This is a genomic window from Rhodococcus sp. WS1, from assembly GCF_003797745.1.
Lineage (GTDB): Bacteria > Actinomycetota > Actinomycetes > Mycobacteriales > Mycobacteriaceae > Rhodococcus_F > Rhodococcus_F erythropolis.
Map to the genome: position 1 here is coordinate 1,219,197 of NZ_RKLZ01000001.1, position 12,753 is coordinate 1,231,949.

Genomic DNA, 12,753 nt, shown 5'->3' on the forward strand with positions numbered 1-12,753 from the left:
GATCCTCGCACGATTGACGATTTCGGGTGACGTTCGGAAAGGGTTCCGCTGCTCAGAGGAGAGAAGCGGTGAACCCTCCGTCGAGAACCAGGCTGCTGCCGTTGCACCACGACGACTGGTCGCTCGCAAAGAACACTGCGGCGGCGGCGACTTCCTCGGTCCGGCCGTAGCGGGTTTGCTTCGTGACCATCAGGTCGTCGAAGCCGCCGGACTCGAGGCCGAGTGCGTTCTCGAAATCCTGTTGGTGACTCTTGACCAGGTCTGTGTCGATGAATCCGGGTAGCAGGGCATTGGCTCGGATTCCGTGGAAGCGAAGTTCGGCTGACAGGGTTTCGGTGAGATTGCGAACTGCTGCTTTGGCGGCGGCATAGCTACCGATCAAGGGCGACCCGGTGGTCGACGAGATCGACGAGATGTTCACGATCGAACCGCCTCCGGATGCGACGAGCGCGGGTAGCGAATGACGGACGGTCAAGAACACTCCATCGAGGTTGACCGACATGACTTTCCGCCAGTCCTCGAACGAGGTCTCGATCAGCGGAGTCGTGGTGGCGATGCCGGCGTTGGGTACTACGACGTTCAGTCCGCCGAACTCTTCGACCGCCCTGGCGACGAGATCCTTGACCTGCTGTTCGTCGGCGACATCAGTAGTGACAGCGATAGCTCCGTCGATCGAGTCCGCCACTGCCTGTGCTGCGTCACCGTTGATGTCGGAGACTACGACGCTCGCGCCCTCCGCCCCGAATGCCCGGGCAATGGCGGCGCCGATTCCGGCACCTGCGCCGGTGACAATTGCAACTTTGTTCGCGAGAAGATCGGACATGTCAGCGTTCCCCTTCAGTTCTCGGTCGGGACGTAGAAAAGCAATTCGGGTCCGGTGTCGCCGGTAGTCGCGATGGCCTCGGACATGTCGAGAGTCCCGTCGCCCAAAGCACTTCCCAACGCCTGCGCCGTGCCCGCGAGATCTTCCGTGTCGAGTTGATAGATGCTCAGGTAGCGGCGCGCGGGCAATGCATCCTCGGGCAGCAACTGCACATCCGCCAGGAAGAATCGGGAGGCGGAGACAACTCCAGGCACTCGTTCGACGACCTGCGGAATATGCACGTCGTCGTACCAGCGGTTGAACGCGTCCTCCGAAGACGGATCGGCAGGGTGTACGTGTGCGACGAGAATCGCTGTGCTCATGGAGTTCCTCTTCAACTCGAAGTGCTTTGGATTCAGCATGTTTGGAAGGCGACAATATTCACCAGCGAGGCCACTGGTCGTGGCCGTGCCAGGCGATTCGATGGCCGCTCAAGCGACAACCCTAGGTAGGGATTGTGACCCGCACCATATGCTCGGAGGTCAGAGTTGAGCTCCACATTTGTCCTCTCGGCACAAAACTCCGAGCAGAATCGGGCATTAGCGAAAGTCTCGCGACTTGGCTGTGACTCGCAGATCCATCAGCTGCATCCGGTCTGCCACGACAGTGACAGCGCCTTCCGCATTTTGCACCTTTCCTCGAATAAGCAACGCCGGCGCCGTATTTGCCAGTTTTCGGTACTTTGCCCACAACCCCACCGAACACACGACATTGACCATGCCGGTTTCGTCTTCGAGGTTGATGAACGTGACGCCCGCAGCTGTGGCCGGACGCTGCCGGTGTGTGACCGCTCCCCCTACCAGCACACGGTCGCCGTCCGGGATGTCGAGCAGCCTCGAAGCCGGCACCACGCCGAGCGCGTCGAGCTGTGGGCGAAGAAACTGTGTCGGATACGTGTCGGGAGATACTCCTGTCGCCCAGACATCCGCTGCCGCCAATTCGACGTCGCTCATGCCGGGAAGGGTGGGAGCTGTGACCGACGCACCGATACCGGGCAAGCGGTCCGGACGCTCCCCTGCCGCAGCGCCCGCAGCCCACAGCGCTTCTCTACGCGAGATGCCGAAGCTGGCAAGCGCGCCGGCAGTCGCCAACGATTCAGCTTGCGCGGTAGTCAGTTCCACCCGACCGGTCAGATCGAGAAACGACGTGAACGGTCCACCGAGGTCGCGCTGTTCGACAATTTTCTCGGCGAGCGCATCGCCGATGTTGCGCACTTCCCCCAGTCCCAGCCGAACCTCGAATCCACCTGCCTCGACGGTGGCATGCGCGAGGCTGACATTGATGTCTGCACCGTGTACCTGCACTCCGTGCCGGCGCGCATCGGCGACCAGGGACTGTGGTGAGTAGAAACCCATCGGCTGCGCTCGCAGAAGCCCGGCACAGAACGCGGCGGGGTGATGAAGCTTGAACCACGAGGAGTAGAAGACCAGTGCGGCAAAACTCTGTGAATGACTTTCCGGAAAACCGAAATTAGCGAATGCGTACAGCTTTTCGTAGATTCGGTCGGCAACCTCGTCGCCGATGCCATGTAGGTCTCGCATGCCCTGGTACAGCCTCGCTCGCAGTTGCTCCATCTTCTCGGTGGAACGTTTCGATCCCATTGCCCGACGCAATTGATCGGCCTCGGACGGCGTGAAACCCGCAACGTCGACGGCCATCTGCATCAACTGTTCCTGAAACAACGGAACCCCCAATGTGCGTTCGAGTGCCTTCTCGAGCGACGGATGGTCATAGGACACAGGTTCGAGTTTGTTGCGCCGGCGGATGTACGGATGGACTGATCCGCCTTGAATCGGCCCGGGACGGATGAGCGCGACTTCGACCACCAGGTCGTAGAAATTTCGAGGCTTCAGACGCGGCAGTGTCGCCATCTGCGCACGTGATTCCACTTGGAACACCCCTACCGAATCTGCCCGCTGCAACATCTCGTACACCGCTGTTTCCGACAGATCGAGTTGCGCCAAATCGACTGTGATGCCTTTGTGTTCGGCCACCAGATCCATCATGTAATGCAAAGCCGAGAGCATGCCGAGCCCGAGTAGATCGAACTTGACCAACCCAGCGGCAGCACAATCGTCCTTGTCCCACTGCAGGACACTGCGATTGGCCATCCGCGCCCACTCCACCGGGCAAACGTCGGCGATGGGACGATCACAGATGACCATTCCGCCGGAGTGGATACCGAGGTGCCGTGGATAGCCTTCGATCTGCGCCGCCAGCTCGAGTACCGGACGCGGAATATCGGTATCCGCATTCTTGTCGATACCACCCCACCGGCCGACCTGCTTACTCCACGCATCTTGCTGGCCCTGTGAAAAGCCAAGCGCACGAGCCATGTCCCGCACCGACGACTTTCCTCGATAGGTGATGACATTGGCTACCTGCGCGGCATACGTACGCCCGTATTTCGCGTACACGTGCTGGATCGCCTCTTCCCGGCGATCCGACTCGATGTCCACGTCGATATCCGGTGGGCCGTCGCGCTCGGGCGCAAGAAACCGCTCGAACAGCAATTTGTTGCGAACCGGATCGACGTTGGTGATGCCGATCGCGTAACACACCGCAGAGTTCGCAGCGGAACCCCTTCCCTGACAGAGGATGTCGTTGTTCTTGCAGAACGACACGATGTCATGCACGACCAGGAAGTATCCGGGAAAGTTCAATCCCTCGATGATGGCGAGTTCATGTTCGAGCTGTTTGTATGCCTTCGGTGCACCTTCCGGGGGTCCGTAGCGTTCCAGCGCCCCGACCATGGTCAGCTCACGCAACCACGACGCCTCGGTATGCCCGGCAGGAACGTCGAACGGTGGCAATTTGGGCGCGATGAGCTTGAGATCGAAAGCGCACTCACGACCAAGATCGGCGGCACCACTGACAGCCTCGGGATAGAGCGAGAACAGCGTCGCCATCTCCGCGCCGGACCGCAGGTGTGCTCCGCCGGTCGGAGCCAACCATCCAGCTGCCTCATCCAAGCTTTGACGCGCCCGCACAGCTGCCATTGCCATGGCGAGGCGCCGACGCGGAGGAGCGGCGAAGTGTGCGGCGGTGGTCGCCACCGTACGTAGTCCATGCCCTCTCGCCAGTTCGGCCAGAACGGCATTGCGCTCGTCGTCCTCCGCCAACCCATGATGAGTGAGCTCCACCGACACTCGCTCCGCCCCGAAACGCTCGACCAGATCCTGCAGGGCCTCCGCCGCGGCTTCGCGACCACCCGACGTCAAGGCTTGCCGCACATGACCTTTGCGGCATCCGGTCAGGATCTGCCAGTGCCCACCGGCGGCTTCGGTCAGCACGTCGTAGTTGTACTGCAGTTTGCCCTTCTCACCGCCCGCCAGATGTGCGGCGGCTATCTCCCGCGAAAGACGGCGATATCCTTCCTGCCCACGGGCAAGTACCAGAAGATGCGTTCCACCGGGATCTGCCGTCCCGGTTCTGGGTACCGAATCGAGCGACAACTCGGCCCCGAACACGGTCCGCATTCCCCATTCACGCGCAGCCTCCGCAAACCTCACCACGCCGTAGAACCCGTCGTGATCGGTGACGGCAATCGCCTCGAGCCCGAGACGCACAGCTTCCTCGACCAGTTCTTCCGGCGGTGATGCGCCGTCGAGGAAGCTGAAGGCCGAGTGAGCGTGCAGTTCTGCGTAAGGAACCACGCCGGTGCCACGAGTGAGTTCGCCTGCGTGATACTCGCCGCGCTTTCGTGACCAGGCGGGACTGTCACTTCCGTCGCCCGGGAACAAATCCTCGTGTTCCACGCGGCCTGGCCGTCCGGACAGCACCCGTTCCATCTCGGACCACGTCGGCGGCCCATTTCCCCAACCCACACTGACCTCGCACCTGATCGAGCCGGCCGTCACGGGACGACCGACTGCTCGAGGATGCCGAAAGGGAAGACGCACCACATGCATCGAACTGATGTTCGATGCAGATTCAGTCTGACAGGTCACTCACCCGCAGTCAACAGAGCGAATCTCAACCCTCACCGTCTCGTCACATTCAGATGTACGCATGTCTGCACTCCGTTCACTTTGGCCCCAGATCATTAGCGGCGTTCACAATCTCCATCCATACTGTTTCCAGGAGTACTACTCGTATGTCGTTCTCGCGCAACACACGTAGGTTGACGGCCGTCGCCGGCGCCGTCGCCGTTCTGGCCGCTGCCGGCTGCAGCAGCAGTGCCGACGAGGCAACAGGTTCGAACGGCACGACCGTCGATCGCGCCGCGACCGGCGAACTGTCCTCGAACGGTGGTGCTCGCCGCATCGACGGTGATCAGTCGGCTGCAGTGCGTGACGCCGTCAACGCTTCCGGCGCGAAGAACGTCATCCTCCTGATCGGGGACGGCATGGGCGACTCGGAGATCACCGCCGCGCGCAACTACGCCGAGGGTGCTGCTGGCAGCTTCGCCGGCCTCGACGCCCTGCCGATCACCGGCCAGTACACGCACTACGCACTGACCAAGGACGGCAAGCCCGACTACGTCACCGACTCCGCTGCCAGTGGATCGGCATGGTCCACCGGCACCAAGACCTACAACGGCGCGATTTCCGTCGACATCAAGGGGCAGGCCCAGTCGACCGTCCTCGAGATCGCCAAGGCGAACGGCAAGGCCACCGGCAACGTCTCCACCGCCGAGGTGCAGGACGCCACCCCCGCAGTGCAGGTCGCGCACGTGAGCGGCCGCAAGTGCTACGGACCCGAGGCGACGTCCAAGTCCTGCCCGGAGAACGCCATCGAGAACGGCGGCAAGGGATCGATCAGCGAACAGCTCCTCGACACCCGCGCCGACGTCACCTTTGCCGGCGGCGCCAAGTCCTTCGCTGAAACCGCGAAAGCCGGTGACTGGCAGGGCAAGACCCTCAACGAGCAAGCTGCCGCTCGTGGCTACCAGCTGGTGAAGAATGCCGCCGAGATGAACGAGGTCGGCAAGGCCGATCAGGACGCACCCGTGCTCGGACTGTTCGCCGACGGCAACATGCCCGTCCGCTGGGAAGGCTCTGTCGCCACCCGCGACGGTTACCTGCAGCCCGCCGAGACCTGCATCGACAACCCCAAGCGAACCTCCGACGTACCGAAGCTCGCGGACATGACGCAGAAGGCAATCGACCTACTGAAGGTCAACGACAACGGATTCTTCCTCCAGGTCGAAGGTGCCTCGATCGACAAGCAAGATCACGCAGCCAACGCGTGCGGTCAGATCGGTGAAACCGTCGACCTCGACGAAGCTGTGCAGAAGGCACTCGAATTTGCGAAGACCGACGGAGAAACCCTGGTCATCGTCACAGCCGACCACGCTCACACCAGCCAGATCGTCACCAACGTCAGCGCAGACGACATCGCCACCATCGCCAAGGACCAGAACATCCCGGTCGAGCGCGCCCAGGAAATCGTCTACCCCGGTCTGACCCGCAAGCTGACCACGAAGGACGGCTCGGAGATGACGATCAGCTACGGAACGTCCGAAGATCCGGCCGTCGAATCCGAAGGGCATACCGGAACTCAGTTGCGCGTAGCAGCTTTCGGCCCGCACGCGGCCAATGTCAGCGGCCTCACGGACCAGACCGATCTGTTCTTCACGATGACCGACGCGCTGGGACTCGACCGTTCCAAGGTCGCAGCTCACTGACCTGACAACACCCGACCCGGTAAAAGCTTGGGTCCAGTCACACCAGAGCAGCCAAGGCGCGCACCCGATCTTCGGGTGCGCGCTTCGGGCAACTGGTGCACTTACCTTCACCGGGCACCTCGTAAATCAGGCAGCACGACGCGCGCTGCGTGAATCTGCGTCGCCCGGATGCCACCGGTGTCAACGGATTAGAAACGCGCACAACACTTTCATTGCGGCCGACATCGACGAAACGCGGAACCGGAATGCCCGGGTTCTCACCGCGGAGACCATCGATCAGGCCGGCAGCAAATGCACTTCCGCGCTCCCTCGCGCTACCGGCGGCGTCGAGGCTGCGATTGGCGATGGAGTCCGTCGCGATCGCCCACAGCGCCTGCTGCCGAACGCCGGACACCTCGGCGAGTACCTCGATCACGGGACTGAGTGAGCGGAACATCGCGTGGCCCAACTCCGCCACACTCCGCGAGATCGGAATGACCGATCCGGCAGCAAACCCACCCAGATAGCCGTTGTCACGCAAGAAGATCCGCCCACCGTTCAACGATGGATCGGCCGCGAACCCGGTGACCATTCCGGTTCCGATCGGAATGCCAGTCAGCGTGGAACTGGCCGAGTACCACCACAACGTGCCGTTCACTCGGCTGTCCGCACTCCCCCATCGCTCGGCCGTATCGGCGACACGTGCTGCCAACCACTGGGGGTCGGTCATCAACACCGCGGGCACCGTATCCGGATACGCGCTCAGGTTGTCGAAGAACGGCACCGCTAATGCCATACGGGCGTAGATCCCGGCTACCGATTCCGTCATGCCAGCCCCAATATCTCCATCCGCGGACGTACTCCGCGTTCGACTCGCGCCTTGATGCCGAAAACCTCGGCCAACAACGGCTCGTCCAACACCTCGACCGTAGACCCACACGCGCGGAGTTCACCTTCGGTGAGCACGGCAAGGTTGTCGCAGTACTCGACTGCCAACCGTAGATCGTGCATCGTGACCACAACCGCGAGCCCCGCCGACGCAAGTTCGGCGAGCAATTCCATCACAATCAACTGGTGACGAAGATCGAGATGATTGGTCGGCTCGTCCAACAACAGAACCTTGGGCTCCTGAGCCAATGCGCGCGCTATCGAGACACGTTGCCGCTCACCACCCGACAGGGTGGACACGTCGCGTCCGGCAAGCTCGACCAGACCAACCTGCTCGATGCACCGGTCCACGATGGCGGTATCTCGCTCAGTGTTTCGGTCCAACCAGCTACGGTGCGGAGTTCGTCCGAGCGCGATCGATTCACGAACCGAAAGTCCTGCCGAGACAGTAGGTTCCTGGACGCTCGCCGAGATGGTTTTGGCGATGTCCTTACGCGAGAGCGTCGTCGAGTCGGCTTGATCGATCAGAACTGCGCCACCTGTCGGAGTCAAAGCGTTGTAGCAGCAGCGCAGCGCCGTCGTCTTGCCACTGCCGTTGGGTCCGACCAAGCCCAATATTTCGCCGGACGTCACCGCGAAAGTGATGCCGCGCAGGACTTCGCGGTTGCCAAGCCGCGCCCGGGTCTCGACGAGTTCGAGCAGAGGCGCGGCTTCGCCGTCCTTCGGGCGTGTCACTGTTCTGGTCTGTGTCACTGTTCTGGCCTGTGTCACTGTTCTGGTCTGCGTCACTGTTCGAGCCTCCGATACTGCCGGTAGAGCATCCAGACGAAGATCGGTGCACCCACGAGGGCGGTGATCACTCCGACCGGAACTTCGGTGGATTGTGCCACCGAGCGCGCAGCGGTATCCGCGGCAACCATCGCGACGGCGCCCAGAAGGGCTGCAGCAGGGAGCAGTCGAATTGCTCTGGTGCCGACGATGAAACCGGCCAGATGTGGGATCAGGAGGCCGATGAATCCGATTCCACCGGCAACGCTGACTGCCGCGCCCGCCAGTACGGAGACCGCAAGCAAGGACAACACTCGGAACCGTCGGACGTTCATACCGAGTGCTGCAGCCCCGTCGTCACCGGTCTGCAAGACGTCCATCCACCGCGAACTGAACAGAAGGGCCGTGCCGACGACGACCAGTGTGATCGTCGGGAAGATCAGCGTCGACCATCGCGCATCACCGAATCCGCCGGCAATCCAGTGCATCACCGACGTCACGTGCCGATCATCGGCCAACACCAGGATGCAAAAGGTGATGAGCGCCGAGAATATCTGGGCGAGCGCTACACCCACCAAAATGATCGCGGTCGGCTGCGGATACCGGCCGCCGATCAGCAGTGCGAGAAACAACGGGATCATCGCCCCGACGAATGCTGCGACCGGAATCGTGAAAACCCCGAGGAGGCCGGCGCCGAAACCCAGCACCGACACGAGCACCACCATGAATCCCGCACCCGACGAAACTCCGAGCAGATACGGGTCGGCAAGAGGATTCCGTGTGACAGCCTGAGCAACAGCACCCGACATCGCCAAGGAAGCACCCACGACCGCAGCCGTGAGTGCACGTGGCAGGCGGGAGTCGATCACGATCGACTCCCGCGCCGCGGTCCACCACGTTTCGAAAGTCCCTGGCGCCAAACGGGCTCCGACTATCGCCCAGACGTCACCGACGGGAATGCGAACCGATCCCAAGGAGACGGCCAACCCCAGGACGATCGCCAAGGCGACCGCCAAGCCGACAAGTAGGGCGCCGTACCCGTAACGCGTGCGGGTCACTTCGCCGCGTCAGCGCCCGGATGGAAGGCCGTCGCGATGGTCTGTGCCGAACGCACCAACCGTGAACTCTCGAACAGGTCCGCGAGAGGAACCACGACGAACCGGTTCTGCTGCACAGCAGGGGTGGTCGCCATCAACGGCTGGGCACGGAGGAAGTCGATCTTCTGGTCGGCCGTCTTGTCGCCGTAGTCGATGACCACGATCGCCTGGGGTGCACGCTCGGCAACAGCTTCCCACGATGCGTCGATGTAGGGCTTTGTCCCTTCGGCGAAGATGTTCGAGACGCCGGAGTATTCCGCGACCAACTGACCGACGCCGACTCCGCCGATGGTCGTCGGAACCTGGTCACCGCTGTCGTAGAAGAAGGTCGGTACCGGCGCCGCGTCTCCGACCGAAGCGCGGACGGAATCGAGACCATCGCTGATCTCCTCTGCGACCTCGCGGGCGGAATCTTCAACGCCCAGGACTCGACCGAGTTGCGTGTAGTCGTTCTCGAGCAATCCGATGTCGGGGAAACCGGTGCCACAGTATTCCGAGAAGAGGAAGGTGTTGATTCCGCGCTCGCCGAAAGCGTCTCGGGAACGGCCTTGCTTCTCGTTGAAGGCACTGGTCATTCCTCCGACCACGAAGTCCGGATCGACGTCGAGGACCTGCTCCATGCTGGGGAACGTATCGGAGAGGCTGGGAATCTTGTTGAATTGATCGGCGGTCTCCGCAGTTGGCGGGTTGTCGCTGTACGCCCGACCGACGATCCGGTCACCCGCACCGATTTCGATGAGCGCCTCGGTGACATGCCCGTTCAAAGACACGATGCGCTGCGGCGGCGAGTCGAAGGTCATCTCTCGATCGCAGTTGGTCACGGACACAGCCTGTGCGAAGGATTCCGCAGCAGACGCGGACTCTGATTCCTGGCCTTTGGAACAACCTGCCGAAACCAAAGCGACCGCGATGAGAACGGCGGCGGCGCGGGACGGGGAGAACTGAAGTGACACGGGGACCTCGTAAGGGCTCTGAGCCACGAATGAGAATCCGACAGACAACTCCGCCCGCACACTGATACTCGGCCAGAGCTCCTGCTGGACTTCCTTTTCGTAGACCACGACGAATGGATGTCGCACACCGCGCGGTGGGTAATCGGGCTTGCCGACGCTCGGTGACTACCGAGAATCGACCTACCGTTGCGGGTCAGCGCCGGATTCGGACCGGCTTCCCCCACACGCGTGGCTTGCAAGTGCTTCGAGCAGTATGCATGACGTTTCCGATTCAAGACCAAACGCCCACTACAGTCGATCTGGCCAGACGCCCCCACACACCGGAGTTGATACATGACACGCTGGGCCCAAACCGTCGTCGCCCGGAAATGGTGGGTACTGAGCCTCGCGGTTCTGATAGTTCTCATCAGTGGGGTGTGGGGACTCGGAGTGTTCGGCAAGCTCAGCCAGGGCGGCTTCATCGATCCGGGCAGCGACTCCGCGAAGGTTGCGGACATCATCGAAGACAATCTCGGGCCGCAGACCCCGGACATCATCGCGATCTACTCACCCACCGACGGCAAGACCCTCGACGACATCGGGCCGGCAGTGACGGCCGCCGTCGACCAGTTCAAAACGGAAGTGCCGACCGCGTCGGTGAAGTCGTATTGGGGAACGGACGCCGCGGCCAAGGCCAGTCTGCTCTCGAACGACGGATCCATGGCGGCCGTTGCGATCACGTTGGCACCGGACTCGGGCGTCACACCTGCTACTTTCGCCGATCTCTTGCCGAAGCTCGAAGTTGAAGGTGCCGAGGCACAATTCGCGGGTAATACCGTTGTCGGCGTCGCGTTCAACACCAAGCTGGAGAAAGACCTGGTGGTCGCCGAAGCCATCGCCATTCCGATCACTCTGGTGCTGCTGGTCTTCATCTTCGGCGGCGTCGTCGCTGCGGCGGTTCCGGTGTTCGTGGGTGTACTCAGTGTCTTGAGCGCCTTGGCGGTTCTGCGAGTCCTCACGCTGATCACCGATGTGTCCTCGTTCTCGATCAACGTCGCTTCTCTTCTCGGGTTGGGACTTGCAATCGACTACGGACTGTTCGTGGTCGGTCGGTTCCGTGAAGAACTGAATTCGGGCTCGGACCCGGGAGCGGCTGCGCAGCGGACAGTTCTGACCGCGGGTCGCACCGTCATGTTCTCGGGTCTGCTGCTGATCTGCGCGTTCAGCGGCATGCTCGTTTTCCCGCAGGCCGTCATCCGGTCTTTGGGTTTCGGTGCGATCGCAGCAGTACTGAGCGCGGCAGTTCTGTCGCTGACCGCTGTGCCTGCGCTGCTTGCCATTCTGGGGCATCGCATCAACGCCCTGACGTGGCGCAAGGATGCGGCGCAACGCGGCGAGGAACGCTCGCGCAAGTTCTGGGGCCGCGTCGTCACGTGGGTGATGAAGCGTCCGGTCGCGGTCTCGGTGACGATCGTGGCCGTGCTGCTCGTGATGGCCTCGCCGCTGCTCGGTGCCCGTTTGGGAGAACTCTCGTACACCGCACTCCCGGACAACGACCCCGCTCGCGTCGCAATGGACACGTTGGTCAACGACTTCCCACAGACCGGCAACGGCGCGACGATGATCCTTCAGGCCGAGGACGGGAACACTCTCACCCCGGCCGAAGGTGCAGCGATCGCCGAGTCCGCCGGTCAGGTCGAGGGCATCGGTCAGGCGACCGTCGTCGCGAGCACCAATCAACTCATCGCGGTTCAGGCTCTCTACAGCGAGGGCTCTACGCCCCAATCACAGAGCACCGCAGTGACAGATCTGCGTGCGATCTCCGCTCCTGACGGAACAGTGCTGCTTGTCGGTGGCGGTCAAGCCATGGTCGACGACGGCAACAACGCCGTCCTGCACTGGTTGCCGGTGATGATCCTCATCATGGTCGGATCGACCTTGATCCTGTTGTTCCTCGCGTTCGGTTCGGTGGTCCTGCCCATCAAGGCGGTACTGATGGCCGCGCTGAGCCTCGCGACCACCTTCGGTGTCCTCACCTTCGTCTTCCAGGACGGTCACGGCGTCGAACTCCTCGGGGTCAGTCAAACTCCGCTGGAGGCGACGTTCGTCGTGCTCATCCTGGCGGTGGTGTTCGGATTGTCCACGGACTACGAGGTTTTCCTGATGTCCCGGATGGTCGAGGCCAAGAACGCGGGAGCGACGACGGAGGAAGCAGTCAAGTTCGGAACCGAACGCACCGGCCGAATCGTGACGGCCGCCGCCCTACTCCTGATCGTGGTGACGGGGGCATTCGCGATGTCCGGGTTGTCGGTGATGAAGTTCCTGGGCGTCGGCATGATCGTCGCGCTGATCGTCGACGCGACCATCATCCGCATGTTGCTCGTGCCCTCGCTCGTGAAGTTGATGGGCGAAGCGAACTGGTGGGCTCCGGCCTGGATGAAAAAAGTTCACGCGAAGGTCGGCATCGGCCACTGATTTCGGGCCACTGATCACGCACTAGTGGATTTCCCTGATCGGGCAGTCGTCCTCGAGGATGACTGCCCGATCGCCTAAATCGCTCCGCAGGGCGATGTTCTCCGAAGCTGATTTCGTCAGACT

The 12,753-nt window shown here is 62.2% G+C and carries 9 protein-coding genes and 1 riboswitch; of the genes, 2 read left to right on the forward strand and 7 right to left on the reverse strand.

The genetic code is table 11. From position 1 onward, the window contains the following. Positions 1-52: 52 nt before the first annotated feature. The 3 genes from EEB12_RS05640 to EEB12_RS05650 all read right to left on the reverse strand — a co-directional run bounded on the left by EEB12_RS05640 (position 53) and on the right by EEB12_RS05650 (position 4,689). Positions 53-823 carry a glucose 1-dehydrogenase gene (locus EEB12_RS05640; protein ID WP_141487498.1) on the reverse strand — a complete coding sequence of 257 codons (771 nt, stop codon included), beginning with the start codon at positions 821-823 and terminating at the stop codon, positions 53-55. Positions 824-837: 14 nt separating this feature from the next. Beyond that, a complete protein-coding gene (locus EEB12_RS05645) occupies positions 838-1,185 on the reverse strand; it encodes a hypothetical protein (RefSeq protein ID WP_007727425.1) in 348 nt (115 codons plus the stop codon). 216 nt (positions 1,186-1,401) lie between these two features. Further along, complete coding sequence (locus EEB12_RS05650) at positions 1,402-4,689, reverse strand: error-prone DNA polymerase (RefSeq protein ID WP_141487499.1); 3,288 nt, start codon at positions 4,687-4,689, stop codon at positions 1,402-1,404. A 269-nt stretch (positions 4,690-4,958) separates the two neighbouring features. Here EEB12_RS05650 and phoA point away from each other — a divergent pair, with 269 nt between their 5' ends. Next, a complete protein-coding gene (phoA, locus tag EEB12_RS05655; protein ID WP_021343627.1) occupies positions 4,959-6,491 on the forward strand; it encodes an alkaline phosphatase in 1,533 nt (510 codons plus the stop codon). Between the two features lie 37 nt (positions 6,492-6,528). On the opposite strand, the gene EEB12_RS05660 is transcribed toward phoA, so the two are convergent. From EEB12_RS05660 to EEB12_RS05675, 4 genes are read right to left on the reverse strand one after another with little or no spacing between them, the layout of a single operon-like run. Then, positions 6,529-7,299, reverse strand: a complete 771-nt coding sequence (locus tag EEB12_RS05660) for a (2Fe-2S)-binding protein (RefSeq protein ID WP_141487500.1) — start codon at positions 7,297-7,299, stop codon at positions 6,529-6,531. After that, a complete protein-coding gene (locus EEB12_RS05665) occupies positions 7,296-8,093 on the reverse strand; it encodes an ABC transporter ATP-binding protein (protein WP_181447638.1) in 798 nt (265 codons plus the stop codon). Before EEB12_RS05665 ends, EEB12_RS05660 begins: the two co-directional genes overlap by 4 nt. A gap of 50 nt (positions 8,094-8,143) precedes the next feature. Beyond that, the gene (locus EEB12_RS05670) at positions 8,144-9,184 is read right to left on the reverse strand and encodes a FecCD family ABC transporter permease (protein WP_020969106.1); all 1,041 of its coding nucleotides are present in this window, start codon (positions 9,182-9,184) and stop codon (positions 8,144-8,146) included. Next, positions 9,181-10,176 carry an ABC transporter substrate-binding protein gene (locus EEB12_RS05675; RefSeq protein WP_141487874.1) on the reverse strand — a complete coding sequence of 332 codons (996 nt, stop codon included), beginning with the start codon at positions 10,174-10,176 and terminating at the stop codon, positions 9,181-9,183. The genes EEB12_RS05670 and EEB12_RS05675 overlap by 4 nt, the downstream gene beginning before the upstream one ends. A 115-nt stretch (positions 10,177-10,291) precedes the next feature. Beyond that, positions 10,292-10,438, reverse strand: a riboswitch (cobalamin riboswitch). Between the two features lie 71 nt (positions 10,439-10,509). Between EEB12_RS05675 and EEB12_RS05680 the strand changes: the two genes are divergently transcribed. Next, positions 10,510-12,630: an MMPL family transporter gene (locus EEB12_RS05680; RefSeq protein ID WP_019747630.1), complete on the forward strand. Its 2,121-nt coding sequence runs from the start codon at positions 10,510-10,512 to the stop codon at positions 12,628-12,630. Positions 12,631-12,753: the final 123 nt, after the last annotated feature.